Annotated in this window: 26 protein-coding genes and 1 pseudogene; 10 read left to right on the top strand and 17 right to left on the bottom strand. The window is 67.7% G+C overall.

The genetic code is table 11. The features are described from left to right. Window positions 1-66: 66 nt before the first annotated feature. The 4 genes from M9799_RS19460 to M9799_RS19475 form a co-directional block, all read right to left on the bottom strand. Window positions 67-1,041 (bottom strand): LysR family transcriptional regulator, encoded by a 975-nt coding sequence (locus M9799_RS19460; RefSeq protein WP_231044770.1) that lies wholly within the window; start codon window positions 1,039-1,041, stop codon window positions 67-69. Between the two features lie 161 nt (window positions 1,042-1,202). Continuing rightward, a complete protein-coding gene (locus M9799_RS19465) occupies window positions 1,203-2,513 on the bottom strand; it encodes a lytic murein transglycosylase (RefSeq protein ID WP_231044771.1) in 1,311 nt (436 codons plus the stop codon). Window positions 2,514-3,042: 529 nt separating this feature from the next. Then, complete coding sequence (locus M9799_RS19470) at window positions 3,043-4,575, bottom strand: replication initiation protein (RefSeq protein WP_231044772.1); 1,533 nt, start codon at window positions 4,573-4,575, stop codon at window positions 3,043-3,045. A 915-nt stretch (window positions 4,576-5,490) separates the two neighbouring features. Then, window positions 5,491-6,279 (bottom strand): SDR family NAD(P)-dependent oxidoreductase, encoded by a 789-nt coding sequence (locus M9799_RS19475; RefSeq protein WP_231044773.1) that lies wholly within the window; start codon window positions 6,277-6,279, stop codon window positions 5,491-5,493. Between the two features lie 368 nt (window positions 6,280-6,647). Between M9799_RS19475 and M9799_RS19480 the strand changes: the two genes are divergently transcribed. Then, a complete protein-coding gene (locus M9799_RS19480; RefSeq protein WP_231044774.1) occupies window positions 6,648-8,198 on the top strand; it encodes a GGDEF domain-containing protein in 1,551 nt (516 codons plus the stop codon). 63 nt (window positions 8,199-8,261) lie between these two features. Here M9799_RS19480 and M9799_RS19485 read toward each other — a convergent pair whose 3' ends face one another. The 6 genes and pseudogenes from M9799_RS19485 to M9799_RS19510 form a co-directional block, all read right to left on the bottom strand. Then, a complete protein-coding gene (locus M9799_RS19485) occupies window positions 8,262-8,540 on the bottom strand; it encodes an EamA family transporter (RefSeq protein ID WP_231044775.1) in 279 nt (92 codons plus the stop codon). Window positions 8,541-8,757: 217 nt separating this feature from the next. Next, the gene (locus M9799_RS19490) at window positions 8,758-9,051 is read right to left on the bottom strand and encodes a hypothetical protein (RefSeq protein WP_231044776.1); all 294 of its coding nucleotides are present in this window, start codon (window positions 9,049-9,051) and stop codon (window positions 8,758-8,760) included. Between the two features lie 24 nt (window positions 9,052-9,075). Continuing rightward, window positions 9,076-9,342, bottom strand: coding sequence for a hypothetical protein (locus M9799_RS19495; RefSeq protein ID WP_231044777.1), 267 nt, complete (start codon window positions 9,340-9,342; stop codon window positions 9,076-9,078). A gap of 427 nt (window positions 9,343-9,769) precedes the next feature. Then, a pseudogene (locus M9799_RS19500) lies at window positions 9,770-9,901 on the bottom strand (YnfA family protein); the annotation flags it as partial. A gap of 93 nt (window positions 9,902-9,994) precedes the next feature. Then, the gene (locus M9799_RS19505; protein WP_231044778.1) at window positions 9,995-10,861 is read right to left on the bottom strand and encodes an EamA family transporter; all 867 of its coding nucleotides are present in this window, start codon (window positions 10,859-10,861) and stop codon (window positions 9,995-9,997) included. Continuing rightward, on the bottom strand, window positions 10,852-11,418 hold the full coding sequence (locus M9799_RS19510) for a phosphonate degradation HD-domain oxygenase (RefSeq protein WP_231044779.1): 567 nt from the start codon (window positions 11,416-11,418) through the stop codon (window positions 10,852-10,854). The genes M9799_RS19505 and M9799_RS19510 overlap by 10 nt, the downstream gene beginning before the upstream one ends. Window positions 11,419-11,639: 221 nt before the next feature. Here M9799_RS19510 and M9799_RS19515 point away from each other — a divergent pair, with 221 nt between their 5' ends. Both M9799_RS19515 and phnX read left to right on the top strand, forming a co-directional pair. Beyond that, window positions 11,640-12,764 (top strand): TIGR03364 family FAD-dependent oxidoreductase, encoded by a 1,125-nt coding sequence (locus M9799_RS19515; RefSeq protein ID WP_231044780.1) that lies wholly within the window; start codon window positions 11,640-11,642, stop codon window positions 12,762-12,764. 23 nt (window positions 12,765-12,787) lie between these two features. Further along, complete coding sequence (gene phnX, locus M9799_RS19520; protein ID WP_231044781.1) at window positions 12,788-13,627, top strand: phosphonoacetaldehyde hydrolase; 840 nt, start codon at window positions 12,788-12,790, stop codon at window positions 13,625-13,627. A 1-nt stretch (window position 13,628) separates the two neighbouring features. Here the strand turns inward: phnX and M9799_RS19525 are convergent, their stop codons facing one another. Beyond that, window positions 13,629-13,865, bottom strand: a complete 237-nt coding sequence (locus tag M9799_RS19525; RefSeq protein ID WP_231044782.1) for a hypothetical protein — start codon at window positions 13,863-13,865, stop codon at window positions 13,629-13,631. A 116-nt stretch (window positions 13,866-13,981) separates the two neighbouring features. Next, window positions 13,982-14,734 (bottom strand): glutathione peroxidase, encoded by a 753-nt coding sequence (locus M9799_RS19530; RefSeq protein WP_231044783.1) that lies wholly within the window; start codon window positions 14,732-14,734, stop codon window positions 13,982-13,984. Window positions 14,735-15,019: 285 nt separating this feature from the next. On the opposite strand from M9799_RS19530, the gene M9799_RS19535 reads away from it, so the two are divergent. Further along, the gene (locus tag M9799_RS19535; protein ID WP_231044784.1) at window positions 15,020-15,526 is read left to right on the top strand and encodes a YciE/YciF ferroxidase family protein; all 507 of its coding nucleotides are present in this window, start codon (window positions 15,020-15,022) and stop codon (window positions 15,524-15,526) included. Between the two features lie 52 nt (window positions 15,527-15,578). Here M9799_RS19535 and M9799_RS19540 read toward each other — a convergent pair whose 3' ends face one another. Together M9799_RS19540 and M9799_RS19545 are read right to left on the bottom strand one after the other, a co-directional pair. Further along, window positions 15,579-16,556, bottom strand: a complete 978-nt coding sequence (locus tag M9799_RS19540; RefSeq protein WP_231044785.1) for a Bug family tripartite tricarboxylate transporter substrate binding protein — start codon at window positions 16,554-16,556, stop codon at window positions 15,579-15,581. Between the two features lie 30 nt (window positions 16,557-16,586). Further along, window positions 16,587-17,246, bottom strand: a complete 660-nt coding sequence (locus tag M9799_RS19545) for a flavin reductase family protein (RefSeq protein WP_231044786.1) — start codon at window positions 17,244-17,246, stop codon at window positions 16,587-16,589. Between the two features lie 331 nt (window positions 17,247-17,577). Between M9799_RS19545 and M9799_RS19550 the strand changes: the two genes are divergently transcribed. From M9799_RS19550 to M9799_RS19570, 5 genes are all read left to right on the top strand, one after another. Beyond that, on the top strand, window positions 17,578-18,771 hold the full coding sequence (locus tag M9799_RS19550) for a CaiB/BaiF CoA transferase family protein (protein WP_231044787.1): 1,194 nt from the start codon (window positions 17,578-17,580) through the stop codon (window positions 18,769-18,771). Between the two features lie 124 nt (window positions 18,772-18,895). Further along, on the top strand, window positions 18,896-20,116 hold the full coding sequence (locus tag M9799_RS19555) for a CaiB/BaiF CoA transferase family protein (RefSeq protein WP_231044788.1): 1,221 nt from the start codon (window positions 18,896-18,898) through the stop codon (window positions 20,114-20,116). A 1-nt stretch (window position 20,117) separates the two neighbouring features. Next, on the top strand, window positions 20,118-20,582 hold the full coding sequence (locus M9799_RS19560; protein WP_231044789.1) for a MaoC family dehydratase: 465 nt from the start codon (window positions 20,118-20,120) through the stop codon (window positions 20,580-20,582). 36 nt (window positions 20,583-20,618) lie between these two features. Next, on the top strand, window positions 20,619-21,590 hold the full coding sequence (locus M9799_RS19565; protein ID WP_263726063.1) for a Bug family tripartite tricarboxylate transporter substrate binding protein: 972 nt from the start codon (window positions 20,619-20,621) through the stop codon (window positions 21,588-21,590). A 6-nt stretch (window positions 21,591-21,596) separates the two neighbouring features. Further along, window positions 21,597-22,550, top strand: coding sequence for a D-2-hydroxyacid dehydrogenase family protein (locus M9799_RS19570; protein WP_231044791.1), 954 nt, complete (start codon window positions 21,597-21,599; stop codon window positions 22,548-22,550). Between the two features lie 6 nt (window positions 22,551-22,556). Here the strand turns inward: M9799_RS19570 and M9799_RS19575 are convergent, their stop codons facing one another. Then, window positions 22,557-23,540: a Bug family tripartite tricarboxylate transporter substrate binding protein gene (locus M9799_RS19575; RefSeq protein ID WP_231044792.1), complete on the bottom strand. Its 984-nt coding sequence runs from the start codon at window positions 23,538-23,540 to the stop codon at window positions 22,557-22,559. A gap of 227 nt (window positions 23,541-23,767) precedes the next feature. Here M9799_RS19575 and M9799_RS19580 point away from each other — a divergent pair, with 227 nt between their 5' ends. Beyond that, complete coding sequence (locus M9799_RS19580) at window positions 23,768-24,553, top strand: enoyl-CoA hydratase/isomerase family protein (protein ID WP_231044793.1); 786 nt, start codon at window positions 23,768-23,770, stop codon at window positions 24,551-24,553. A gap of 349 nt (window positions 24,554-24,902) precedes the next feature. Here M9799_RS19580 and M9799_RS19585 read toward each other — a convergent pair whose 3' ends face one another. Next, window positions 24,903-25,721 (bottom strand): amidohydrolase family protein, encoded by an 819-nt coding sequence (locus M9799_RS19585; protein ID WP_231044794.1) that lies wholly within the window; start codon window positions 25,719-25,721, stop codon window positions 24,903-24,905. After that, complete coding sequence (locus M9799_RS19590; protein ID WP_231044795.1) at window positions 25,718-26,293, bottom strand: carboxymuconolactone decarboxylase family protein; 576 nt, start codon at window positions 26,291-26,293, stop codon at window positions 25,718-25,720. The genes M9799_RS19585 and M9799_RS19590 overlap by 4 nt, the downstream gene beginning before the upstream one ends. Window positions 26,294-26,298 lie beyond the last annotated feature (5 nt).

A 26,298-nucleotide genomic window follows, 5' to 3' on the forward strand; every position in this document is an offset into this window, starting at 1 on the left:
CTCGGGGGGAGCTCTACTGTAGGAATCGATGCGGCCCGGGTGCAGGGGACCCGGCGCATGGGGGTATCAGCGTTCGTGATGGATAGGCGTGGTGCCGCTCCACGCGCCCGAGGACACCAGTTCGCGCACGCAGTCGACCAGCACCACGCGCGCGGCCAGCGCGGCCGGCGACAGCTCGTCCTCGGAGAGGGTGCACAGCAAATTGGTGCGCCGTGCATCGCGGTCGGTGATCAATGCCGAATCGAAGCGCTGCGCCGCGTCCTCGAAACGGCTCATTGCCGCCCAGGGCTGCAGCGTCGACCCCAGGCCCGCATCGACGGCCGCCATGACCATGGAAAGCGAGTCGACTTCAAGCACCACATGCGGCGTGAAGCGCGCCTGCGCAAAGGCCGTGTCCAGCGTGCTGCGCAGGCCGTGCTGGCCCGTGGGCAGGATCAGCGGCTCGCGTGCGAGGTCGCCCAGCGCCATGGCTGCAGGCAGCGCACCGCCTTGCGGATGGCGCAGCGAACGGATCAGGTACAACTGCTCCTCGATCAGCGGGTGCACCTGCCAGCGCCGGCCGCCGGGGCGTGGCTGGCCGCCCTCGCTGCCATGCAGACGGGAGTCGAACAGCACGGCCATGTCGAGCGCGCGCGCATTGAGCATCTCCGCGAGATGGCCCGACATGCTTTCCACCAGGTGCAGCCGCACGTCGGGATAGCGCGCGCGCATGGCCCGCATCAGCGGCAGCGCCAGGATGGTGGCCGTGGTGGGCGCCAGGCCCAGGCTGACCGAGCCCGACAGGCGCGACCGCCGGGCACTGCGCACTGCCTGGTCGGCATGGCGCAGCGCCAGCTGGGCTTCGCGAAAGAAGGCCACGCCGGCCTCGGTCGGCACCACGCCGCGCGGCGTGCGCTGCAGCAGGCGCACGGCCAGCTCGCTCTCCAGCCGCGTGATCTGCTGGCTCAAAGCCGACTGCACCACGTCGAGTTCGCGTGCCGCCCGGCTCATCGAGCCCATTTCCACGATGCGCACGAAGTAGCGCAGCTGCCGCAATTCCATTGGCTGTCCTGTTCCGCGCCCCGTCACACCCGCGGAGCCCGGCTATCCTAGCCCAGGCGGCGCGGCGGGGCGGATGAAGCGCATTGGCCGCCCCATCCGCCGTCGCCCCGCCATCGGCGTCCAGGGCTGCATGCCGGCCTCCACGCGCAGTGCCACTCGCGTCACTGCAGCCGCTGCAGCAACTCCAGTGTCGGATACCCATCCGCCGGCAGTCCCAGGCTGCGCTGGTATTGCCGGACGCCGCGCCGCGTGGCCGGTCCCATGGTGCCGTCGGGTGTCCCGGTGTTGAAGCCGCGGGCGTTCAGCCCCGTCTGCAGCGCCCGCACCTGGCTGCTGCTCAGCGACTGCAGCTCGCGCGGCCAGGCTGCCTGGACCCCGGCGCTGCCCGCGAGCTTTTGCGCCAGCAGGCCGACGGCCAGCGCATAGCTGGTCGAATTGTTGTAGCGCAGGATGGTGCGGAAGTTGGTCCCGACCAGGAAGGCCGGCCCGCGCGCGCCGGCCGGCAGCAGGATCGAGGTGCCGTCCAGCGCCGGCAACGGCGTGCCGTTCATGGTCTGCACGCCCTCGCCGGCCCATTGCGCAGCAGGCTGGCGTATATCGGCATCGGCGCGCGCGTAGTCGAATCCCGCCGGCAGGCGGACCTCGATGGCCGAAGGCTGGCCGGGTTGCCATCCCGAGCGTGCCAGGAAGTTCGCGGTCGAGGCCATCACATCGGGCACGCTGCCCCAGATGTCGCGGCGGCCGTCGCCGTCGGCGTCGACCGCGTAGGCCAGGAAGTTCGAGGGCAGGAACTGCGTCTGGCCCATTGCTCCGGCCCACGAGCCGATCATCTGCGCACGCTCGATGTCGCGGTTCTGCAGGATCTTCAAGGCCGCCAGCAGCTGGCCGCGCGCCCATTCCTCGCGCCGGCCCTCGAAGCCCAGCGTCGCCAGGGCGTCGATGGTGGGAATGCTGCCGACGTTGCTGCCGTAATTGCTCTCCATGCCCCAGATCGCGACCAGGATTTCGGCGGGCACGCCGTAGCGCGCGGACGCGCTGTCGATCGTGGCGCGCAGCTGCTGCAATTTCTCCTGGCCGCGGGCGACGCGTTGCGCCGACACCGCGCCGTCGAGGTAGTCCCAGACGGTGCGCGTGAATTCGGGCTGCGCGCGGTCGGACGTGACGACGCGCGGTACGAAGCGCACGCCGTCGAAGGCCTGGTGCAGCGTGGCCTCGTCGATGCCGGCCGCGCGGGCGCTGGCGCGGAAGTCCGCGACCCAGCGGGCGAATTTCTGTTCGTGCTCGGCCTCGCCCATCGGGGAAGATGTGGACGGAGCGGGGGTTGGCGCTGGCGCGGGGCTTGCCGTCGATGGCGCCGCAGCCTGGTTTTCAACGGGCGGTGCGGAAGCGCAACCCGCCATGGCGACGAGCGCCAGCAGGCTGGGCGCGATCCAGCGTTGCGCCGATGCTGGGAGGGAGGATGTCATTTGCATGCGTTGCATTTTCGTCGCTGCATGAGCCCGCGGTGGTCAGACACAAGCCATTCATCCGCAACGCCCCGCCCGGAGCCCACGCGTGCGCCGATGCGGCAGGCGGGGCACTTGTGCGTCCATAGCTTCACAAGATGGGGGTGAAGGCGCCAGTGCATCTCTCGACGCCACGCCCATATCCTGCAAGCCTGCACCGCGTGCCTTGGATGCAGCCGCAGCCAGCGTGCGGGCGGGTTTCCAGAGCCCACCCCTTTCTTGTGCAAGTTCCTGCCTTTTGTGCGGCAGCCCGCTGGAAGAACCCGTCAATCCATGGCCCCGCTCCCTGAAGGTCCCCGCCGCGCCCGTCTCGAACCGTGCGCTGCACAAGCCAGGGGTGGGTCGGCAAGCATGCAGGCTGGTGCCCCGGCGTTCGAACATCGCTGCGTCGCGGTGCCGCTTCCAGCGTATGGATGCACAAGACAGGGGTGAACAGGCACAGGCGCTGATCCTCCCTGCGGCCGGACTGCCACCCCCTGGTTTGTGCAGGATCGGGTCAAGCGCTGAGCATGCGCTCCATCATGGCGACGATCTCGGCGTCGGTGACCTCTTCGCCCCAGAGCTTCCTGGCGTACCAGGCGTGGAACGAGGGCAGGACGCCGGCGCGGTTGCGCCCGATCTTGATCCTGTTGGCCTCGACGCCGAGGGTGGCGTTGTATTCGTCGTAGATCGCCTGCAGCGCCGGCTTTTCCAGCTCCCCGAGAATCACCTTCAGATCCAGGATGCGCTGCTTCTCCACGGCGGCGATGAGCTTGGCACGGCCCTTGTTGAGGCCGTTCCTGGCCTCGGATTTCGTGGTCGCGGCCCTGGGTTTCCTGGCGGCGGGTGGCGCAGCTTCGGCTTCCTGCACGCTCGCGGGGGGCATGCGGTGCAGGCCGTCCGCCACGGGAAACAGCTCTGCGGTCGCTGGCGTGGCCCTGCCGTCCAGGAAGTCCTGGTAGTGGCCCGATTTCAGCGAGGAGAGGAAGTACCGGCTGGGGTACGTCAGCTTGCGCAGCTTGGACTCGGTGACGCGCCACTTCGTGTGCTTGAGCGCTCCCTCGATCTGCTCCTCGCTGTAGGTGCTCAGCAGCTTGTAGATGGCCTTGTCGACCAGACCCAGCGCCTGCATGGCATCCACCAGGTGCTTCTTGGTCTCGGAGTTGCTGTTGGCCGCCGACATCTCCAGGGCCAGCTTCTGCCGGCTGACGTGGAAGCGCAGGTTCGTCACCTTGGTCTTGTAGCGCTCGGTCTCGACCTCGATGTACAGCTTGGTCGAGGCGTTGATGTCCTTGATCGCAGGATCCAGGTAGCGCTCCTTGAAGGTGCTCCATTGCTGGGCCTTGTTGGGAATGCTCTTGGAGGCGACCAGCATGTCGCGCAGGTCCTGCCAAGGCACGCGGCGGGTCGAGCCAATGCCCAGGTAGCGCGAGCAGAACTCGAACAGCGGCACCGAGCAGACCTTCGACAGCGCGCTGAGCTCGAGCAGGTCGAGGCTGGTGTACGAGGGGCTGTCGCCCAGCAGCAGCAAGGCCTTGGACTCGATCTTGAAGGTGATCTCGCCGGCATAGAGCTTGGCGTAGGGGAACACCACGGCGAAGTGCTTGGCCAGCCCCTTTTCCTCGAACACATCGAGCCGCAGCTTGATCGACATGAGTTCATCGATGGTTTTCTCGATGTGCTCGTAGTTGCGCGTCCTGACGTTCAGCAGGCGCAGCATCTCTTCCACCGAGATCTTCCAGGTGGCCGGCTCCACGGGCTGGTTCTGCTGCGCGTGCCGCAGCATGATGTTGGTGAGCTTTTGCTGCATGACCGTCATGACGGCATGCGGCTTGTTGTGGACCAGGGGATTGGGCTTCTTGAAGTTGGAGCCCTGGTTCTTGCGCTGGATGAAGAAGGTGGCGAAGGGCTTGTCGGCGCCGTCGGCAGGATCGGGCGGCAGCAGCGCCAGGGGGATGATCTGCGTGCCCGCCCCGTCGCCTTGCACGAGTTCCTTCGCGTCGACGTCGATGGCGCTTTGGCTGGCTTTGCGCCGGGTTGGTTTTGTCACTTTGGTGGACCCACAACGCTGCTGCGTTTCTTTATTTTCAATACTACTTTAAGTAGTTTCCTACTTTAAGCAGCGCAAAGCCAAGGCTGGCAAGGCCCGCGAACTGGTCGCCGCCCCTGCCTTGTGAAGCGTTCACCCGTATATTGTGAAGCAATCTCCCTGGATTTGTGCAGACCTGCCCCTTCGATTGTGATCGGCTGCCCCTTGGTTTGTGCCGGCCGCCCGCACCCGTGCATTCACAAGATAGGGGGGAGCGGGCCACCGCTGCAATCCAAAACACGGCTGGCTGCGGCCGGGGCGGGTCCGCGGCGCAGGGCTGCAACCCGGCGAGGCGGCATCGCCCCGCCTGGCGGACAGGTCCGACCCCGCGGGGTCACCCCTGTCTTGTGCAATCTGCCGCATTCTGGAGCGCGCAAGCCATGCATCCTGCCGGTGCCTGCGGGAAGGGTCACCCCCATCTTGTGCAAACATCCTGCCGCAGCGGGAACGCGGCACGCCCGGCCAGCTGGCTCCGCAGTGTTCCGCAGGCAATGCACCCCCATCTTGTGAAGATTTGCAGGAGGGAGCGCCACTGCGGGATTACCCCATTGCGGGGCCTGCACAAGCTGGGGGTGAAGGCGCTGCGAGGCCGGGGCATCGCAGCGGATGACCATGCTCCCGGCATTCTTGCCGATGGCTGCTGCCCGGCGGCACCGCGCCCTGATGGCAGGCGATGCGGTGCGGGACTGCCGGTCCGCACGCGGGGGTATGGAAGGCCCCCTTCCGGATGGCCAAGGCCGCCTTCCCACAGGGCGGATTTCATCGCGGCTTGGCTGCCGGCCGATACGAAGCAAGGCTGCGGTGGAATTCCGCAGCCTTGCCAATCCTGCGCCTGGACCAGGCGGCCATGCCGCCCACCCTCGGCGCCGGTTCCAATCAGCTGTCTTGCGCGGAGCCCGGTTCCGCCATCTTCCGGTGCTGCGCCGCCAGCGCCTGCGAAGGCGTGACCTTGGCCATGATGGCCTGGAGCTTGTTCTTGAACCCCGCCACCACGTCCGCCTCGCCATCCATCATGGCCTCGAACCCCACCTTGGCGACATCGGCCGGCTTGGCCTTGCTGTCGTCCGCACCGACCTGGGTGTCGAGCATGTCGGCGCGGGCAAAGAAATCCGTGTCGGTCGGGCCGGGCATCAGGCAGCTCACGGTCACCCCGGTATCCTTGAGCTCATTGCGCAAGGCCGCGGCAAACGAATCGATGAAGGCCTTGCTGCCGTTGTAGACGGCCTGGAACGAACCGGGCATGAAGCCGGCAATGGAGCCGGTGATCAGGATCCGGCCCTGGCCGCTGGCGCGCATGTCGGCCGCCACCTTGTGCAGCAGGTAAAGCGTGCCGGTGATGTTCGTGTCGATGACATGCTGCACATCCGCGAAGTCCTGCTCCAGGAAGCCCTTGCCCAAGCCATGCCCGGCGTTGGCCAGCAAGGCATCCACCTTGCGCCCGCCGATGGTGGCGTACAGCTGGTCAACCCCTTCGCGCTTCGCCAGATCGGCCTGGACACAGGTCACGCTGGCGCCCAGGGCCTCGAGGTCGCGGGCCGCGTCCTCCAGGGGACGGTCTGCCGCGACCACCAGGTCGAAGCCGTTTTCCGCACAGCAGCGCGCGAGGTGGTAACCGATTCCGGACGATGCACCGGTCACTACGGCAAGAGGGCGATTGCTTTGCATGGCGGGCTCCCAAAGGGCTTCATTCTGGAAGCTCGACCTCGGCAGGTTCGTCGGCGCAGGGCGCGTTCCTGGACGGAGACTTTCCTACACCGGCGCCATCCCTCTTGGCCTCTTCGGCAGCGCGGCAGGCGGGGAAAAGCGGCGGCGGGCGCTCCCTTGCGGCGACCGGGTCGCTTTGCTGTGATAGCTGCTTTAGGGTGTATGGTGCCATGGCACGGCAAGCAACGGGATGCGCAGGTAGGGTGCAAAGGCGCCGCGTCCCGCGCTCGCAATGCTTCAGGCCTCGCGGTGGCAGCCCGATTGAACCAATCCACCTCCAGGAAACCCAAGGTGATTCACTATTCCATGCAGCTTCCACGATGACATCCATGAATTCAGCTGTCGAGCAAGACGAGCGGAAATTGCCCGACCCGGCAGGACGCCCGTTCCTCGCGGCCGGATTCTTCCTAGTGCTGCTCACGGTCGTTTTGATCGCCACCAACGTATGGCTCGCATGGAGAAGCTATGACGCTGCCTGGTCGCAGGCGACCACGACCTCCAGGAACCTCGGCCATTCGGTGGCCAACCAGCTGGACAGCGTTTTCAGCGAAGTGGACAGGTTGCTCAATACGCTGAGCTACACCCTGGAGCGCAACGAGATGACGCCCGCAGCGCTGGAGTCCCTGCAGCCGATCATGGTGACGCAGATCAGCCAGGCCGAGTACCTCCACGGGCTCTTCGTCTACGGCGCCGATGGGCGGTGGCTGGTGCACACCCAACCCACCCAGGCGCGCCAGGCCAACAACTCCGACCGGGAGTATTTCATCCGGCACCGCGAGAGCCGTAGCACGCGCGTCCTGATCAGCAAGCCGGTGCAAAGCCGTTCCACAGGGGATTGGATCATCCCGGTCTCGAAGCGGATCGACGATGCGGAAGGACGCTTCGCCGGGGTCCTGCTGGCCACCGTGCGCGTCGACCACATCCTCCAGCTGCTCAACCGTTTCGATATCGGCGAGGGCGGCGCCATCTCACTGGGCCTGGCGGACGGCACGAACGTCCTGCGGCGCCCCTATGCCGTCGAGGATCTGGGCCGGCTCATCCCGGACAATCCGCTGATGCAGGCGGTCAACAGCGCGCGCGCCGGGATCGCCCGGCTCACCTCGCCGATCGACGGCGTCAAGCGCCTCGTGGTGTTCGAGCATCTGCCCAACAACCCGCTCTTCGTGACCATCGCGCTGTCCGAGAAGGAGATTCTTTCGCAGTGGCGCAGCGCCGCGCAGGTGCAGCTCGCATGCGTGCTTCTGGTGGTCTTGGTCATCGGCTTTTCCGGGCGCTACATCATCAAGAGCCTGAGACTTCGCCGGGCGTCCGACCGCGCCCTGCGCGCCGCGCACGAGCAGATCGTGCAGAAGAACGCGCAGCTGGCGGAACTGGCCGAGCGCGACGGCCTCACCGGGATGCTGAACCGACGCGCTTTCGACCAGCGCTTCGAGGACATCCTGCTGCTGGGCCGGCGGCACGGCCGCCCGGTGGCGGTGCTGCTTTTCGACGTCGATCACTTCAAGGCCTATAACGACCGGTACGGCCATCCCGCGGGGGACGAGTGCCTGCGCCGTGTCGCGGCCGCGCTGTCCCAGGCCATCCGCCGCCCGGGAGATGTGCTCGCGCGCTATGGCGGCGAGGAATTCATCGCCGTGCTGCCGGACACCGACGCCGATGGCGCGCTGGCAGTCGGCAACGCGGCCCGGGAGGAAGTCGAGCGGCTGAAGCTGCCCCACGGCGCGAGCGTGCAAGGCATCGTCACCGTCTCCTGCGGGGTCGCGTCAGCCTTCAGGGGCCTGCTCGATCCGACGACGGGTGCCTTGATCGAGCAGGCGGACAAGGCCCTCTATCGCGCCAAGGACCAGGGGCGCAACCGGGTGGTCGTGGCGGGAGGGTAGCGCCCCCGCCTTCGACGGCCCGGCCGGACCGTGCGCAGGCTGCAGCCGCCCGCCGCATGCCGGCTAGCCGAAACGCAGCCTGACCACCCCGGCCGCCACCAGCGCCGTGCCTGCTGCGCGCTCCCAGCCGAAGCGTTCGCCCAGGAAGACGGTGCCGATCAGCGCGGCAAAGATCATCGAGGTCTCGCGCAGGGCGGCGACCAGGGCCACCGGCGCGTGCAGCATGGCCCAGAGCGCGATGGCGTAGCTGCCCAGCAATGCGGCGGTGCCGGCCAGCGCCCGCGGCGCGCGCGCATATAGGCCATGGCCTGCGCACGGCGCAAGCCAGGTCGTCGAGTCCAACCTCAATTCCGTGACTGTGGAGTTTGCCGGCGGCGAGCGGCGCACGTTCCTGCCGGAGTTCGTGCGAATGGCGCGGCCGGCGCGGGCAACTGCGCAGGTGGCCAGCGCACATGGATGAGCTTGCGTGCGGCAAAGCTGCATAAAGCAGCCCTGTGGGTCTCGCCACGCGACAGATTGGAAGCTGGCGAGAAATCCCCGCACGAGATCACCTGCAGAATCATTTCTCCAACACGATATTTTTATCTATTGAATTCGCGCTTCTACCGAGAATTTTCGACATTTCCTTCAAATTCTCGTCAGAATATACATCGATTTTCGCCATCATTTCAATCAATGTAGCTCCCGGCAAGTCCTCGCCAATCAGCCATTCGACAGTCAGCATCGCCTCTTTGGATCCAGGGCTGCGCGTCACGGAAAAAATGGCTTTTTTATCATTGCCCATCGCATTATTGAAAGCGTGCGAGAAATCCAGCTGGGCACCATCTTTTTTATACTTCCAGACCGTAACCATCATCAACCTTGTCACGGTTGGCTTCTAGGGCTCGAAAAACAGGGTCTGTCTATTATCAGACTCATACAAAACCTTCACCAGCGTGCAATCGCAAAATTCAATGGCAGGCAAAAGGAGCCTTCCATGACTGGAAGGGTTCCGCGCATGTTTTTCCAATGCATCTATTGAATGAAGAAATTTGGATGGAAGTTCAATTGCAACAGGACGTCCATTTTTCACCGCATCCGGCATGGCGCCCATTGCAACAAGCGGAAAAAATAATAAAACCATCAATTTAGATAGATAATTCATCGATCGATCCAGTTGAAATCATTTAAATTGCAATCCTTTGCATGGAAATAACCCAAAAACCATGAGAATTCGCACGCGGATTAAAATACCGATGTTCTCCCGAGCCAAAAAATTCATCCTGTTTTACACCCCCCATTCATGGGGGGTTATGTATTAAAAAAATGAAGGATGTCCTGCACGCGCCGATCTCAACCATTTCCTGTTGTTTATATAGTGAGTGATTTCCGGATTTTTCTTAAGGTACTCAATCAAATCCGGATCGACAGCATCATTTCCCCAACCAGGGGATGCCCGCACATTATAAAACCGCCATATATATTTGCCGTTCAACTTGACCTTGGCAAACGAGGTGCTGCGGGCAAATAATAATGCTTATTTGCGTTCCAATCAAAGGTGATAGATTCCAAAACCCACCATCTTTTTTTTACAGCGCCAGGCTGAGCGCCGCGGGAAGCAGCAGCCAGGCCGAATTGTCCTGTTTCGGCCACAGGCAGGGCAGGTAGCAGCCCATGATTTCGGCCAGAGCCGTGGCTACGCACAAGGCTACAGTTTTAAGGATTTCATGGCCCGATTGTCGGGCCTTGCGGCGCAGGTTCGGCAAGCGGCTGCGCCGCAGGCAGCGATGGCAGCCCTCCCTCGCGGCCCCGGGCGGCTAGCTCAAGCGCAGGGCCGCCACGCCAGCGACCACCAGCACGGTGCCTGCGGCGCGCCCCCAACCGAAGCGTTCGCGCAGCACCCAGGTGCCGATCAGCGCGGCAAAGACCACCGAGGTCTCGCGCAGCGCCGCCACCAGCGCCACCGGCGCGTGCAGCATGGCCCACAGCGCAATGGAGTAGCTGCCGATCGAAGCCGCCGTGCCGATCAGGGCCAGCGCAGCGCGGGCACGCAGATAGGCCAGGGCCTCGGCGCGCCGCGGGCCGGCGCGCCACAGCACCAGCGCCATAAAGGGCAATCCGTCGAACAGGAAAAGCGCCGCGGCATAGGAGAACGCATCGCCCGCGGCGCGCACGCCCAGGCTGTCGATGACGGTATAGCTGGCGATGATGCAGGCATTGGCCAGCGCGAAACCCAGCGCCTTGCGGTGGTTGCCGGCTCCCGCCGTATCGAGGCCCGTGCGCGCCAGGCCCACCAGCAGCACGCCCGCCGACAGCAGCACCACGCCCAGCCAGGCCTGCCGCGACAGAGGCGCGCCCAGCGCCGCGCTGGCCAGCGCCACCAGCAGGGGGGCCGATCCGCGCATGATGGGATAGGTCAGGCCCAGGTCGCCATGGCGGTAGGCCCCGGCAAGCGCCGCGTAGTAGGCAATGCGCACCAGGGACGAGGCCGCGATGAAGGGCCAGGCCGCGGGCGGCGGCAGGCCGAGATAGAAGACGGCAGGCACCGCAAGGAACACGCCGAGGCTCGGGATCAGCGCAGTGTCCAGCGACTTCTCGCCGCCGGACTTGATCAGCGCGTTCCAGCCGGCGTGCAGCAGCGCCGCGAACAGGAGGGCCGAGACCAGCAGGAGGCTCACGCCCATCGCTGTGCGCGCCCGAGCCGGCAGCGGGCGGCAATGCCCAGATAGTGGTCCATGCCCGGCGTGGGCAGGGCGTCGATCTTCGCCTGGTCGTCCCACAGGCGCAGGCGCAGCGCCTCGCGCGCATGCGGCCGGGCAACGAAGGCCCGCGCCTGGGCGGGCGAGAACACGCCGCCTTGCAGCACCAGGCTGCGCCGCGAGTCGGGCGACAGCGCGGCCTGGTAGCCCGGTCGCGTGGCGCAGAGATAGCGCTTGGCATCGACATGCCAGCGGATGGCATCGAGCACGCGCGCGCCGAACAGCCCGCGCAGGAAGGGCAGCGCGCCGAACTGGTGCCGGTCGTCGATGCCGCGCGCCGTGGGTGTCCCGCCCCACTCGTGCAGCAGGTGCCCGAGGTCATGCAGGAGTGCCGCGGTGATCAGCTCGCCGTCGGCACCGGACCGCTCGGCAAGCCAGGCGGCCTGCAGCGCATGCGCGGTCTGGGTCACGCGCTCGCCGCCGTATCGGGCGCCGCCGCGGCTTGCGAACAACGCGGCGATGTCGTCGAATGCCAGCGCCATGCTCGGCCCTCCTCGGTTTTGCCACCCGATCCATGAACCTGCCGCCCGCCCCGCCGTTCAGCTTCTGCAGGGCCGGCACTGCCCTGTCGATTATCGGCAAGATGCGCGCTCCGGGCAGTCAAGACAAGCACGCGGTGAAGCCCATTCGGCGCCCGCAGCCATTGTGTCGGACACTGCATCGAGGCGCACCCGTTCGCGCCTGGACGAACGCTTGCAGCACCATGGCCCGATCCCCTGCATTCGACCTGATCGTCGTCGGCGCCGGCATCGTCGGTCTGGCCCATGCCTATACCGCGGCAAAGCGCAGGCTCAAGGTCTGCGTGGTCGAGCGCGACGCGGCCTGCGTCGGCGCCTCGATACGCAACTTCGGCTTCATCACCGTCACCGGCCAGGGCGCGGGCGACACCTGGCGGCGCGCGCGGCGCGCGCGCGAGGTCTGGGGCGAAATCGCGCCGCAGGCCGGCATCGCGGCGCTGCACCATGGCCTGTACCTGACGGCCTCGCGCCCCCAGGCGCTCAAGGTGCTGGAGGAATTCATGGCCACCGAGATGGGCGAGGCCTGCGAACTGCTCGATGTGCGGGAAGCCGCGCGGCGTGCGCCGGTGCTGCAGTTGGATGGCGCCCAGGGCGTGCTCTACAGCCCGCACGAGATGCGCGTGGAGTCGCGCACCGCGATTGGCCTTTTGACGCGCTGGCTGGCCGAGGCCCATGGCGTGGTGTTCCGCTTCGGTGAAGCGGTGCTGGAAGTCGCCACCCCGCGCGTGCGCACCGCGCGCGGCGTGCTGCACGCCGAGCGCGTCGCCGTCTGCACCAACACCGCTATCAACGGCCTGTTTGCCGAGCGCCTGGCGCCGCACGACCTGCGGCTGTGCCTGCTGCACATGCTGCGCGTCATGCCCGAGCCGGGCTTCCAGCTGCCGGGCTCGGTGATGGCCGACCTCAGCCTGGTGCGCTACCACGGCTACAGCAAGCTGCCCGCGGCCGCGGCCCTGCTCGAGCAGCTGCAGCGCGAGGAAGCCGAATCGCTGGCCAACGGCATCCACCTGATCGTGGTGCAAAGCGCCGACGGCTCGCTGGTGGTGGGCGACTCGCACCACTACAGCGCCGCGCCCGAGCCCTTTGCCGACCAGCGCGTGGACGATCTGATCCTGCGGCACCTGCATGGCACGCTCAAGCTCGAGGCCTGCGCCGTCACCGAGCGCTGGGTCGGCATCTACCCCTCGTCCGCCCGCACCGACTGCCTGATCGACCAACCCGACGACGCGACCCGGCTGGTAATCGTCACCAGCGGCACCGGCGCCAGCACCGCCTTCGGCATTGCCGAAGACACCTTTGCCAGCTGGTAAGCCCCCACTTCCAAGAAAAACACATGCGCCAGCAACCCTCCGCCACCGCACTCAGCGCCGTCATCTTCGACTGGGCCGGCACCATCCTCGACTTCGGCTCCTGCGCCCCGATGGGCGCCTTCGTACGGCTGTTCGAGCAGTTCGGCATCGAGATCAGCATCGCGCAGGCCCGCGGCCCGATGGGCGTTGCCAAGTGGGACCATATCAAGGCATTGAGCCTGCTGCCCGAGGTGGCGGCGCAGTGGCAGCGCCAGCGCGGCCGGCCCTTCCGCGATGCGGACATCGATCAACTCTACGAGGTGTTCACGCCGATGAATGCCGCGGTGGTGGCCGATTTCGCGGACTTCATTCCGGGGGCGCTGGACACGGTTGCCCTGCTCCGCGCACGCGGCCTGAAGATCGGATCGACCACGGGCTACAACCGCGCGATCATGGGGATCGTCTCGCCCATCGCCGCCGCCGCAGGCTATGTGCCCGACAACCTGGTCTGCGCCGGCGATCTGAGCGCAGGCCGGCCCGCGCCGCTGATGATGTACCGCTGCTTTGCCGAGCTGGGCGTGTGGTGGCCGGCCACGGTGGTGAAGGTCGACGACACCGAGGTCGGCATCCTGGAAGGCATCCACGCCGGCACCTGGACCGTGGGCGTGGCCGTCAGCGGCAATGCGATGGGGCTGCAACTGCATGAATGGCAGGCGCTGGATGCCGCCGAGCAGCAGGTCCGCCGCGAGGCCGCAGCCGGCCAGCTGCGTGCCGCGGGGGCGCACTATGTGATCGATACGGTGGCCGATCTGCTGCCCGTCATGGATGACATCGCGCAGAAGCTGGCGGCGGGTTGCAAGCCCTGCGGTCCGAACCGCGCCTAGCCTACGCGCCCCCGATACCCACCGTCACCGTGCCGCTTCCCTGGCAGGTCTGGCATGTGGCGCCGCCCTGCCGGCCGGAGCCACCGCAGTCGCGGCAGATGTTCTCCCCGGTGCCGGGCGTGCCTTGGGGCGCTTCGTCGCCCGGTGCCATCGGGGCCGAGGGCCCGGCCTGCGGGCCGGCGGGCTGGTCGCTGGCGCCGGATTGCCTGGATGTATCGGAGGCGGAGGTGTCTTTCATGGGGACTCCTGAAGGTGGGTTGCCGGCTGCCATGTTAGGCAGGCACCCAGGCCAGCGTCTGTCGGAGAGCAGGCCAAGGCAATGCGCTGGCCATCTGCTGCCCTCTTGGCGCCTGGCTAGGCTGCCTTGCGTTCGGCGACCCACTGCGCAATGGCCTCGCTGTCCCCTATCAATTTCCCGTTGACGAAAAGCTGCGGCACCGTCTGGGCCTTGGCGATCGCCCCCAGCGCGCGGTTGCGGATGCTGTCGGGAAGGGGAATGTCGGCATAGGCAATGCCGGCATCGTCGAGCAGTTGCTTGGCCTTGTGGCAGAACGGGCAGCCCTCGCGGCTGAGCATCGCCACCAGATCGGGCGCCTGGGCGTCCTTGTTGAGGTAGTGCAGCAGCGTATCGGCGTCGGACACCTCGAAGGGATCGTCGTCCGCGCCCTGCTCCTCGATGAACATCTTCTCGATGATGCCGTCGCGCACCAGCATCGAGTAGCGCCACGAGCGCTTGCCGAAGTTCAGCTCGGTCTTGTCGACCAGCATGCCCATCTGCTCGGTGAAGCAGCCGTTGCCGTCGGGCAGCAGGAACACGTTGTCGCAGCCCTGGTCCTTGCCCCAGCTTTCCATGACGAAGGGGTCGTTGACCGCCAGGCAGATGATGTCGTCCACCCCGTTGGCGCGGAAGGTTTCGGCCAGTTCGTTGAAACGCGGCAGATGCGTGGACGAGCATGTCGGGGTGAATGCGCCCGGGAGTGAAAACACGGCCACCGTCTTGCCTTTGAACAGCTGCTCGGTGTTCGTTTCCTTCCACTCGCCGTTCTCGCGGTAGCGGAACGTGACGTCAGGCACGGGCTGGCCTTCTCTGGACTGGAATTTCTGCATGGAATCCTCTGTTTTTCTGCAGGCCCGGCGCGGCGTGCGCCGGCCCGCGGGTGTTGTGGGCGCCACCCATGGGAGTGGCCTGGGGAAAAAGCCTACCTTCAGCCTTTATCGCGGTCAGTCATGCAGGTCCAGGCGCTTTATCACCGTCGGGGGCATTCCTACGGCTGGCATGCGGCCATGGGATGGGCGTCCGGGCCGGCCCGTGCCCTGCAAGACAGCATGTTGTCCGACATTTTTGCCAAGCGCCGGGCTTCAGCATCGCAACTCTCAACCAAGGAGTTCGCCATGCCCGTGAAGACCGTTGCCGACCTGTTCCTGCATGAGATTTCGGACACCTACAGCGCGGAAAAGCAGATGACCCGCTCCCTGCCCAAGATGGCGCGCGCGGCTGCCGACGAACAGCTGGCCCAGGCATTTCTCGACCATCTGGAAGAGACGCGCGGCCAGGTGGAGCGCATCGACGAGATCGTCGAGCTGCTGAACCTCAAGCTCAAGCGCATCAAATGCGCGGCCATGGAAGGCCTGGTGGAGGAAGGCAAGGACCTGATCGATGAAATCGACAAGGGCCCCGTACTCGACGTGGCGCTGATCGGCGCCGCGCAGAAGGTCGAGCACTACGAGATCGCCAGCTACACCACCTTGATCACGCTGGCCACCAAGCTCGGCTACACCGCGGCGCTGCCGCTGCTGGAAGCCTCGCTGGCCGAAGAAAAGGCCACGGACGAGAAGCTGGGCAAGATGGGCCAGGCGATGGCCATCGACGACGCGGCCATGGTCGGAAAGAAGAAGTAAGGCGGCAACGGCCCCGCCCCGGAGCCGATGCGCCGCCTGGCGCCCGAGGCGGCTATTTCGCCAGCGAGCCCATCGCGCCGAGCAGCTGCGCCATCTGCCGCCGGTCCTCGCGCACGAAGGCCGTGGTGGCCGCGGGCGACAGCACCATGCGCTCGGAGCCCTGCGACAGCAGGAACTGCCTGAAGCTTTCGTCGGCCAGCGTCGCGTCCAGCGCCTGGGCCAGCTTCTGCAGCACGGGCGCGGGAGTGCCGCGCGGCGCCGACAGCGTGTACCAGGTGGAGGACTCGGCGTTGGCGATGCCGGCTTCGGCCAGCGTGGGCACCTCGGGCAGCAGCTCGGAGCGCTGGCGCGAGGAATAGGCCAGGGCCTTGAGCCTGCCTTCCTTGACGAAGGGCAGTACCGCCGCCAGGTTCAGCATGCCCAGCTGCACCTGGCCGCCCAGCACCTCCTTGAGCGCCGGGGCCGCGCCCGCATAGGGCACATGGGTGAGCTGGATGCCGGCGCGCTGCTGCAGCATCACGCCGCCCAGGTGGGTCGCGCCGCCAGTGCCGGCCGAGGCGTAGTTGAGCGCGCCGGGTTCCTTCTTCGCCAGCGCCAGCAGCTCGGCCACGCTGCCCGCCTTCAGCGCCGGGTTGGCGACCAGCACGTTGGGCTGGTTGGCCACCACGCCGATGAAGTCGAAGTCGGCCACGCCGTCATAGGGAATCTTCTGCATCAGCGGCGTGACCACATGGCCGGCCGAGGTGCTGATCAGCAGGGTGTGGCCATCGGGCTTGGCGCGCGCCACGGCGCCGGTGCCGATGGTGGCGCCGCCGCCGGCCTTGTTCTCGACGATGACCGGGGTCTTGAGCCGGCTCTCGAGCTGGCGCGCGAGGGTGCGTGCCAGGTTGTCGGCCGGGCCGCCCGCGGCATAGGGATTGACGAGGGTGATGGCGCGTGCGGGCCAGCCGTCCTGGGCAGCGGCGAGGCTGCAGGTGAGCACGGCAGCAAGGGCCAGCGCGCAGCGGCGGGTGAAGCGTGAAGTGGGCATGTCTCTTTCTCTTTCTTCTGAAGGAACGGATCAGCTGGCCGAGCCTTCGCCACCGGGTGGCTTTTGCAGCATCGGGCGGTGGAACACCTCCCCCAGGCCGCTGTAGAACGGCCCGCCCAGCCGGGCCACCGGGCGCATCTTCTGGGCGTCGACGCGGCGGCCGTCATAGACCTCGCTGGACAGGTGGAAGGCCACCACCTCACCGATATAGAGCGTGTTCACCCCGCGCCCCAGCGTCACGGCCTGGTCGAGCCGGCATTCCATCTGCACCGGCGACGAGGCGATGCGCGGCGCGCGCACATGGCGGCTGGGCAGCAGCGGCAGGCCCAGCACCTCGGCCTCGCTGACATCCGGCGGGTATTCCCAGGCGCTGCGGTGCATCTCGTCCATGGTGGCCTCGGTCGCCACGTTGACGACGAATTCGCGGCTGTCGAGGATGTTGCGCGCCGAGTCCTTGATCGCGCCGTCGCCGGCGCGCAGCGCGATGTTGACGGCCAGCATCGGCGGGCTGGTGGCGACGTAGTTGTAGGAGCTGAAGGGCGCGACGTTGACGCGCCCCGCGTCATCGACGGTGGTGATCCAGGCGATCGGCCGGGGCACCACGCAGCCGACCAGCAGGCGGTAGGCGGTCTCGGTGTCGAGCGCGTCGCGGTCGACGCAGGTGAAGTCGCTGTGTTGTGGATGTGTCATGGGATCAATCGGTCAGCTTGGAGTGGGCGGCGTGCACCACGCCGCCGAAATGCCTTGGGCCGAAAGGCGCGTGTCTGCCTGCTTCAAGCCGGTCTCCTTCCGTATTTCCTGCCCGCGTGGTCCGGGGCTGCTTTGCTGCATTGTGGAAGCTGCGCCGCCGCGCGGCCATTGCCTGGCGGCGCATAGCTGCTATGAAACGGCGGTGCCGCCCGCGCCGCGCGTTATGCACACCGCCGCCTGACAGCTTTGCCGGCGGCGGCATAGCCTGCGGCGCGCCGCCTGCCTAGACTGGTCCCACAAGAATCAGCCCGCCACGGGCCAAGGAGACAGCATGCAAGCACCGGCCGCGCCCGCGGGCAGCCAACAAGACGGACCATTGGCCGGCTTTGTCGTTCTCGACCTGAGCCGCGTGCTCTCGGGGCCGTATTGCACGATGATGCTGCGCGACCTGGGGGCGACCGTCATCAAGGTCGAGCAGCCGCTGGTGGGCGACGAGGCGCGCCATTTCCTGCCCATCGCGCCCGACGGCCGCTCGGCCTATTTCGCGGCCATCAACCGCGGCAAGAAATCCATCGCGCTGGACCTCAAGGACGAGACCGACCGGCGCGTGCTCGACCAGCTCATCGCCCGCGCCGACGTGATGGTCGAGAACTTCCGCCCGGGCGTGCTCGACAAGCTGGGCCTGGGCCATGCGGCGCTGTCGGCGCGGCATCCGCGCCTGGTCTATGCCTCGATCTCCGGCTTCGGCCAGACCGGACCCTACCGCACGCGCGCCGCCTACGACGTCGTGGTGCAGGCCATGAGCGGCATGATGAGCATCACCGGCCACCCCGGCGGCGCGCCCACGCGCACCGGCTCCTCCATCGGCGACCTGGCCGCGGCGATGTTCATGTGCAGCGGCATCCAGTCGGCGCTGCTGCAGCGCGCGCGCACCGGGCTGGGCGCCCATGTGGACGTGGCGATGTTCGACGCGCAGATCGCCTTGCTCGAAGGAGCGATCCCGGAGCTGTTCTGCAGCGGCGCCTCGCCCGGTCCGATCGGCGCGCGGCATTCGGGCGCGGCGCCCTTCGATGCCTTCCGGGCCGGCGACGGCCATCTGGTCATTGCCGCCGGATCGGACCATCTCTTCGCCGCTCTGGCCTCGGTGCTGGGCAGCGCCGGGCTGACCGACATGCCGCAGTTCTCCACGCGCGCGCTGCGCGTCGCCAACCACGCTGAGCTCAAGGCCGTGATCGAACAGCGCCTGGCGCAGCAGCCCGTCGCGCACTGGCTGGGCCAGCTCGAGCGCGCGGGCGTGCCGGCCGGGCCGCTCAACGACGTCGCCACCATGATGCGGGACCCGCAGGTCGCCAGCCGCGGCGTGCTGCCGCCCATCGAGGGCGGCGCCGGGCAGCGCGCGCCCGTCACGCCGATCGTGCTGTCGGGCCGGCCCTACCCGGCGCAGCTGCCGCCGGTGCCCGCACTGGACGCGCACCGCGAAGCCATCTTGCGCTTTGCCGCAGGCGAGGCCACGGCGCTGGACTGAAGGCGCACGCAGCGCCCACCCTCATAGCAGCTATGCCCCCCAGGGGGGTGGCTCGCAGGGCGTTTTTCCCTAGATTGAAAAGATCCGCGCCGCGCGTGCGGGAACCCTCGAGGAGACATTGACGATGAGTGCTTTATCCGGTGTGCGCGTGCTTGACCTGAGCCGCGTTTTTTCAGGCCCCTGGGCCGCGCAGATGCTGGCCGACTTCGGCGCCGACGTGATCAAGGTGGAGCGCCCGGGGCGCGGCGACGACGTGCGCCACCAGGGGCTGCGCGTCAAGGACGGCGCGGGTGCGGACACGAAGGAGACCTCCTCCTTCATCGCCATGAACCGCGGCAAGCGCTCGATCACGGTGGACATGGCGCAGCCCGCGGGCCAGCAGCTGATCCGCGAGCTGGCGCAGCACTGCGACATCGTGATCGAGAACTTCAAGGCCGGGGACCTGGCGCGCTACGGCCTGGACTACGCCGCGCTGCGGGCCGTCAACCCGCGCCTCGTCTATTGCTCGATCAGCGGCTTCGGCCAGACCGGGCCCTACAGCCACCTGCCCGGCTACGACCCGATCTTCCAGTCGATGAGCGGGCTGATGAGCATCACCGGCCATGGCGACGACCAGCCCGGCGGCGGGCCGATGCGCGTGGGCTTCTCGGTGGGCGACATCACGGCCGGCTTCTACGCGGTCAGCGCCATCCTGGCGGCGCTGCGCCACCGCGACGTGGTCTCGGGCGAAGGCCAGCACATCGACCTGTCGCTGCTGGATTCGCAGGTCGCCGCGATCTCGCATGTGGCGATGATGTACCTGACCTCGGGCCAGCAGCCGCCGCGCCTGGGCAATGCCTCGCCGATCACCTGCCCCTGGCAGTCCTTCGACTGCCTGGACGGCGAGATCGTCGTGGCGGTGGGCAACGACACGCAGTTCGCGGCTTTCTGCCAGGTGCTGGGCGCGCCCGAACTGGCCACCGACGAGCGCTTTGCCACCAACCCGCTGCGCGCGAAGAACCGGCTGGTGCTCGTGCCTCGGCTGGCCGAGATCCTCAAGACCCGCAAGGTAGCGCACTGGTACGCCGATTTCGATGCCGCCAGCGTGCCCAGCGGGCCGATCAATGGCTTCAAGGAAGTGTTTGACGACCCGCAGATCGTGCACCGCGAGATGCTGCTGCGGCTGCCGCATGCCACGGCCGGCAGCGTGCCGCAGGTGGCGAACCCAGTGAAGTTCTCGGCCACGCCGGTGGACTACCGGCGCGGCCCGCCGGTGCTGGGCGAGCATACCGACGAGGTGCTGGGCGAAGTGCTCGGCCTCGCGCCCGAAGCCATTGCCGCGCTGCACGGCGCGAAGGTGGTCTGAGATGCGCGTGCTGCAAACCCCCCGGGATTTCCTCGGCATGGTCGGCGAGAAGCTCGGCACCAGCGGCTGGTTCACCATCACCCAGGAGCACATCAGCGACTTCGCGCGCGTCACCGGCGACGACTTCTGGATCCACGTCGACACCGAGCGCGCGGCGCGCGAGATGCCGGGCGGCAAGACCATCGCCCACGGCATCTTCACGCTGTCGCTGGTGCCGCTGCTGCAGCGCGACATCTTCCGCATCGAGCAGCGCGGGCGCGGGCTGAACTACGGCTCGAACAAGGTGCGCTACACCGCGCCGGTGCCGGTGGGCGCGCGCGTGCGGCTGCATCAGACGCTGGCCAGCGCCGAGCGCGCCGGCCCGGCCACGCGCATCGTCACGCGCTGCGAGTTCGAGATCGAGGGCAGCGAGCGCCCGGCGCTGGTGGCCGAGTTCATCCTGCACCTCGAGGACGCGCCCGCCTGAGGCGCGCGTGGACCATTTTCACAACCAGGAGACAGCATGATGCAACGCCGCCTCTTCGCCGCCAGCCTGCTGGCCGCCGCCCTTGGCGCCTTCGCCAGCCCCGCGCTGGCCCAGCCGAACTGGCCCAACCGGCCGGTGCGCCTGATCGTGCCCTACCCCGCGGGCGGCCCGGTCGACCAGCTCGCCCGGACCATCGCGCCCAAGCTGGGCGAGAAGCTCGGCCAGCCGATCGTCATCGACAACCGCGCCGGCGCCAGCGGCACCATCGGCATCGACGCGGCGGTGAAGGCCGAGCCCGACGGCTACACCTTCGGCTTCGGCGCGCCGGGCGGCATCACCGTGCTGCCGCACCTGCGCAAGATGCCCTATGCGGTCGAGGGCATCCATTACGTCTCGCTGGTGGCGCGCGTGCCGCAGGTCATTGCCGTCAACCAGAAGCTGGGCATCGACACCCTGCCCGAACTCATCGCACTGGCGAAGAAGGAGCCGGGCAGGATCAACTATGGCTCGGCCGGCAACGCCACCACGCCGCATCTGGGCGCCGAGCTGCTGGCGCAGGAAGCCGGCCTGAAGATGATGCATGTGGCCTACAAGGGGGCGGCACCGGCCGTGACGGCCTTGTTGGCGGGCGAGGTGCAGGTGCTGACCGCCGACCTGTCCGGGCTGCTGCCCTTCCAGGGCCGCGGTATCAGGATCATCGCCGTGTCGGGGCCGCAGCGCATCGAGGTGCTGCCCGGCGTGCCCACGACCACCGAGCTGGGCCTGCCGGCAGTGCATGTCGAGTCCAACTACGGCATCATCGAGCCGGCGGGCATGCCGCCGGCGATCAGTCGGAAGCTGCGCGAGGCACTGGTCGCGGTGCTGGAGATGCCGGCCGTCAAGGCGCAGATCGCGGCGCAGGGCGCACTTGCCATGTCCAGCACGCCCGAGGAATACCGCAAGCTGATGCAGCAGGAGTCCGCGAAATGGGCCGGCGTGCTGAAAAAGGGCAACATCACCCTGGAGTGACCGACGATGACGCGCATCGCCATTCTCGACGACTACCAGCGCCGGGCGCTGGACATGGCCGACTGGGCCTCGCTGCCGGGCGCCGAGGTGGTCAGCTTCGCGCAGGCGCTCGCGGGCCCGGCGCTGGCCCGGGCGCTGGCGGATTTCGACGTGGTGGTGGCGATGCGCGAGCGCACGGCCTTCACCGCGGAGCTGATCGCGCAGCTGCCGCGCCTGCGGCTGATCGCCAGCACCGGGCTGCGCAACGCGGCCATCGATCTCGAAGCCTGCCGGCGCGCGGGCATCACCGTGACCGGCGCGCGCGGCGCAAGCCACGGCCTGGCGGCAACGGCCGAGACCGCCTGGGCGCTGATCCTGGCGCTGCACAAGCGGCTGCTGCCCTCGCACCTCGCCACCACGCAGGGCCGCTGGCAGCCGGAACTCGCGCTGCCGCTGCAGGGCCGCGTGCTGGGCCTGGTTGGCCTGGGCAATGTGGGACTGCACATGGCGCGCGTGGGCCAGGCCTTCGGCATGCAGGTCATTGCCTGGAGCCCGCACCTGACCGACGAACGCGCGGCGCAGGCCGGCGTCAGCCGTGTGGACAAGCAGGAACTTTTTGCCGCTGCCGATGCGGTGTCGCTGCACCTGGTGCTGTCGGCCGAAACGGCGGGGGTCGTGGGCGCCGCCGAACTGGCAGCGATGCGGCCGCAGGCCTTTCTGGTCAACACGGCGCGTGCCGGGCTGGTCGATGAAGCGGCGCTGATCGATGCCCTCGCAGCCGGGCGCATCGGCGGCGCCGGGCTGGATGTGTTCTGGCAGGAGCCGCTGCCGGCGGCCCATGCGCTGTGCACGCTGCCCAATGTGGTGCTCACGCCGCACCTGGGCTATGCCACGGAGGAAAACCTCTCGGCCTTCTACCGCAACGTCGTGCGCGGCATCCGCCTGTGGATGGACGGCGGCGCGCCGCAGCTGCTGGCCTGAGGCGCCTCAGTCGGCCTTGACATGGGCCGACTTGACCACCGCCGCCCATTTCCTGCGGTCCCGTTCGATGACCTTGGCAAACTCCTCGGGGCTGCTGTGCAGCGGCTGGATGCCATAGGGCTTGAGCGCGACCTCCATCGAGGGCTCGCGCATCACTTTCACCAGCGTGCGGTTGAGGTACTGGACGATTTCCGGCGCAGTGCCGGCCGGCGCCAGCACGCCCAGCCACAGCGATACGTCGTAGTCCGAGAAGCCCGGCGCCTGCGCCATGGCCGGCACCTCCGGCATGGCCGGCATGCGCGTGCGCGAGGTCACCGCCAGCGGCCTCAGCTTGCCGTTCTTCGTGTACTCGCCAAACAGCGAGGCGGTGTCGAAAGTCATGTCGATGCGCCCCGCGATCAGGTCGGGCAACCCGGCCGAGCTGCCCTTGTAGGGCACATGCTGCATGTCCACGCCGGCAATGGACTTGAACAGCTCGCCCGACAGATGGCTGCTGGTGCCGTTGCCGGCCGAGCTGAAGGTCAGCGCCCCCGGCTTGCTGCGTGCCAGCGCCACCAGTTCCGCCACCGATTTCGCCGGCACCTGCGGGTTCACCACCAGCAGATTGGCGGTGACATGGGTCAGGCCCACGGGCGCGAAGCTGGTGGCCGGGTCGTATTTGAGATTCGGGTAGAGGCTGGGGTTGATGGTCAGCACGCCCATGGTCGAGTACAGCAGCGTGTAGCCGTCCTTCGCGGCGCTGGCCACGGCCTCGGCGCCGATGCCGCCGCCCGCGCCGGCGCGGTTGTCCACTACCACCGGCTGACCCAGGGCCTCGGCGAGCTTCTGCGCCATGCCGCGCGCCATCTGGTCGGTGGCGCCGCCCGCCAGGAAGGGCACGATCAGGCGCAGCGGCTTGTTGGGGTAGCCGCCCGGGCCCTCGCCCGCGTGCGCGGCGGCCATTGCGGCGGTGGCCAGAGCGAGTCCGGCGATGAGTTTCATGCGTTGCATGCGATATGTCTCCCTTTTTGTGCTGCGCCGGCTCCCGACGTTCCGGATCGCGTTGCGCCAAGTGTAGGCAGCAAGCAGTCCGCGTTGGAGTCGGGCAGCGGCAAGGCTGGCATGCATCCCGGGTCATGGCTGCGGCCGGATCCGCATAGCAGAAGTGATGCTGCAGAGCTGGCTCGGACACCGCTTCGCTCGATAGACTGGGTCTTTGTCACCAAAAGAGCAGAGACATGAGCGACTGGAAAGATTTGACCCAATTGAAGGTGGAAGTCGGCGATCACATTGCCGTGATGACCCTCGACAGCCCGCCGGTGAACGCGCTGACGCGCACGCTGAACGACGAGCTGACCTGGGCGCTGGACCGCGTGTCGGAGATGGACGAGGTCCGCGTCGTGGTGCTCACGGGCGCCGGCAAGGTGTTCTGCGCGGGCGCCGACTTGAAGGGCCGCGCCGAGGTCATCAAGGGCCCGGGCGATCTGCTGGCGCACTCGCGGCGCACGCGCGAGTGCTTCCACGCCATCCGCGAATGCGCCAAGCCCGTGATCTGCGCGATCAACGGCGCGGCGCTGGGCTCGGGCCTGGCGATGGCCGCCTCCTCCGATATCCTGCTGTGCTCGGACAAGGCCTCGCTGGGCCTGCCCGAGGTCGACGTCGGCCTGCTCGGCGGCTGCCGCCACGCGATGCGCCTGTTCAGCCACACGCAGCTGCGCCACATGATGCTGACCGGCTACCGCATGCCCGGCGCCGAGCTGTACCGCCTGGGCATCGTGCTGGCCTGCACCGCGCCCGAGGCGCTGATGCCCGAGGCGATGAAGCTCGCTGCGACCATTGCCTCCAAGAGCCCGGTGTCCACGCGCATGGGCAAGCACACCATGAACGTGATCGAGGACATGAGCCTGCGCGACGGCTACCGCTACGAGCAGGACATGACGGCGCAGATCGCCAAGACGGACGATGCCAAGGAAGCGCAGGCGGCGTTCAGGGAGAAGCGGGCGCCGGTGTTCACGGGGCGCTGAGCGCGAGGCTTAGCTCCCACCCTCCCCCGTTCGCCCTGATCCTGAGCTTGCCGAAGGATCGAAGGGTGGGTTGATCCGTTCGCCCTGAGCTTGCCGAAGGGTGGATGGCCTGTCCTATCGCCTGAATCGCTTGCGTTGGAACCGCCCTGCCGGATATCTCGGGCAGGCCGCTCATGCTTCGACAGGCTCAGCACGAACGGTTTTCCCCCTGTTCGCCCTGAACCTGCCATGCTTCGACCGGCTCAGCAAGAACGGTTTTTCCCCGTTCGCCCTGAGCCTGCCTGGGCGGGTCCGTCGAAGGTTGACGGCCCCACTGAAATATCCAGCAGGGCCGTTCCAGCGCAAGCGATCAGCCGTACAGCCGCCCCGGATTGTCCTGCAGCACCTTGCGCACCAGCGCCTCGCTGCCAGCCCATTCCTTGAAGCTATCGAGCAGCTGCAGCGCATCGGGCACAGGATTGACGCGCAGATGCGGCCAGTCGCTGCCCCAGACCAGCTGCTCGGGATTGGCCTGCAGCATCAGTTCATGGAAGGGCCGCGCGCGCTCCAGGTCGGCATCGCCCAGCACGTTGCGGTAGGCGCACAGCTTGACCCAGGCCTTGCCCTGCTCCAGCAGCGCCAGCAGCTGGCGAAAGCCCGGCTCGTTCACACCGGCGGCGGCATCGAAGCCACCCATGTGGTCGATGACCAGCGGCACGGGCAGCGCGCGCAGGCGCGGCGCGATCTCCGGCAGCGCCTGGCAATCGGTCCACAGTTCGGCATGCAGGCCTTCCTCGGCCAGCGCGCCGGCCATCTGCTCCAGGTCCTGCAGCGAGGCACTGCCGGCGAAGTTGCCGCCCGCGGCACTGCGCTGGCTGAAGCGCGCCGCACGCACGCCGCGCGCGCGCAGGCCGGCAAGGCGCCCGGCGGCCTCGGCGCGCAGCACCACCACGCCGCGCAGCTGCGGCAGCGCGGCGAGCGTGTCCAGCAGCAGGCTGTGGTCCTCGCCATAGGCGCTGGGATGCACCAGCACGCCGTGGGACAGGCCCAGGCGCTGCAGCAGCGCCAGATAGTCGGCCTGCACCGCTTCGGGCGGCGTATAGCTGCGGTCCTCGCCCAGCGGATACTGCGCGTAGGGGCCGAACAGATGGGCGTGGCAGTCCCAGCCCTGGGTGACCAAAGTGCTCATGCTGCCGTCCCCTGGTGCTGCGGCAGCGGAAATGCCGGCTGCTGGCCCTCGGGCAGAGGGATCTCGTGGGCGTTGAGCGTCATGGCCACCATGGTGTAGTAGCCGACCAGCGCCGTGAGTTCGACCACCGCGCGCTCGCCAAAGGCCTGCACCGCTGCGGCGTAGGTCGCGTCGGAGACCGAGCGCTGCTGGTTGAGCTCCAGCGCGAACTGGTACACCAGCTGCTCCTCGGGGGCGCGGAACGGCGGCGGCGTCTGGGCCAGCAGCGCCTCGAGGATGTCGGCCTCGATGCCGATCTTCTCCGACTCGCGGCGGTGCGCATACCACTCGAAGGGCGACTGGCAGGCGCGGCCCGTGACCAGGATGGCGATCTCCGACAGGCGCGGCGTGAAGCTGGTGCGGTAGCGCAGCAGCGCGCCGAGCGCCTGCCAGCAGTCGGCGAGCTCGGCGTTGTGCAGCGCGGCGCGCAGCGGGCCCTCGATCTTGCCGCGTGGGCCGGAGACCACCTTGTCATAGACCTGGCGCTGCGCGGGCGACATGCTTTCGGGGGCGGGTAAAGAAATGCGGGGCATGGGTC

The sequence above is a fragment of the Comamonas endophytica genome (assembly GCF_023634805.2).
Lineage (GTDB): Bacteria > Pseudomonadota > Gammaproteobacteria > Burkholderiales > Burkholderiaceae_C > Comamonas > Comamonas endophytica.

Bases quoted from the DNA above. Each gene is read 5' to 3' on its own strand.
- M9799_RS19460 (WP_231044770.1), bottom strand. From the start codon at position 1,041: ATGGAATTGCGGCAGCTGCGCTACTTCGTGCGCATCGTGGAAATGGGC.
- M9799_RS19465 (WP_231044771.1), bottom strand. From the start codon at position 2,513: ATGCAAATGACATCCTCCCTCCCAGCATCGGCGCAACGCTGGATCGCG.
- M9799_RS19475 (WP_231044773.1), bottom strand. From the start codon at position 6,279: ATGCAAAGCAATCGCCCTCTTGCCGTAGTGACCGGTGCATCGTCCGGA.
- M9799_RS19480 (WP_231044774.1), top strand. From the start codon at position 6,648: ATGAATTCAGCTGTCGAGCAAGACGAGCGGAAATTGCCCGACCCGGCA.
- M9799_RS19490 (WP_231044776.1), bottom strand. From the start codon at position 9,051: ATGGTTACGGTCTGGAAGTATAAAAAAGATGGTGCCCAGCTGGATTTC.
- M9799_RS19495 (WP_231044777.1), bottom strand. From the start codon at position 9,342: ATGAATTATCTATCTAAATTGATGGTTTTATTATTTTTTCCGCTTGTT.
- M9799_RS19505 (WP_231044778.1), bottom strand. From the start codon at position 10,861: ATGGGCGTGAGCCTCCTGCTGGTCTCGGCCCTCCTGTTCGCGGCGCTG.
- M9799_RS19510 (WP_231044779.1), bottom strand. From the start codon at position 11,418: ATGGCGCTGGCATTCGACGACATCGCCGCGTTGTTCGCAAGCCGCGGC.
- M9799_RS19515 (WP_231044780.1), top strand. From the start codon at position 11,640: ATGGCCCGATCCCCTGCATTCGACCTGATCGTCGTCGGCGCCGGCATC.
- phnX (WP_231044781.1), top strand. From the start codon at position 12,788: ATGCGCCAGCAACCCTCCGCCACCGCACTCAGCGCCGTCATCTTCGAC.
- M9799_RS19525 (WP_231044782.1), bottom strand. From the start codon at position 13,865: ATGAAAGACACCTCCGCCTCCGATACATCCAGGCAATCCGGCGCCAGC.
- M9799_RS19530 (WP_231044783.1), bottom strand. From the start codon at position 14,734: ATGCAGAAATTCCAGTCCAGAGAAGGCCAGCCCGTGCCTGACGTCACG.
- M9799_RS19535 (WP_231044784.1), top strand. From the start codon at position 15,020: ATGCCCGTGAAGACCGTTGCCGACCTGTTCCTGCATGAGATTTCGGAC.
- M9799_RS19540 (WP_231044785.1), bottom strand. From the start codon at position 16,556: ATGCCCACTTCACGCTTCACCCGCCGCTGCGCGCTGGCCCTTGCTGCC.
- M9799_RS19545 (WP_231044786.1), bottom strand. From the start codon at position 17,246: ATGACACATCCACAACACAGCGACTTCACCTGCGTCGACCGCGACGCG.
- M9799_RS19550 (WP_231044787.1), top strand. From the start codon at position 17,578: ATGCAAGCACCGGCCGCGCCCGCGGGCAGCCAACAAGACGGACCATTG.
- M9799_RS19555 (WP_231044788.1), top strand. From the start codon at position 18,896: ATGAGTGCTTTATCCGGTGTGCGCGTGCTTGACCTGAGCCGCGTTTTT.
- M9799_RS19560 (WP_231044789.1), top strand. From the start codon at position 20,118: ATGCGCGTGCTGCAAACCCCCCGGGATTTCCTCGGCATGGTCGGCGAG.
- M9799_RS19565 (WP_263726063.1), top strand. From the start codon at position 20,619: ATGATGCAACGCCGCCTCTTCGCCGCCAGCCTGCTGGCCGCCGCCCTT.
- M9799_RS19570 (WP_231044791.1), top strand. From the start codon at position 21,597: ATGACGCGCATCGCCATTCTCGACGACTACCAGCGCCGGGCGCTGGAC.
- M9799_RS19575 (WP_231044792.1), bottom strand. From the start codon at position 23,540: ATGCAACGCATGAAACTCATCGCCGGACTCGCTCTGGCCACCGCCGCA.
- M9799_RS19580 (WP_231044793.1), top strand. From the start codon at position 23,768: ATGAGCGACTGGAAAGATTTGACCCAATTGAAGGTGGAAGTCGGCGAT.
- M9799_RS19585 (WP_231044794.1), bottom strand. From the start codon at position 25,721: ATGAGCACTTTGGTCACCCAGGGCTGGGACTGCCACGCCCATCTGTTC.
- M9799_RS19590 (WP_231044795.1), bottom strand. From the start codon at position 26,293: ATGCCCCGCATTTCTTTACCCGCCCCCGAAAGCATGTCGCCCGCGCAG.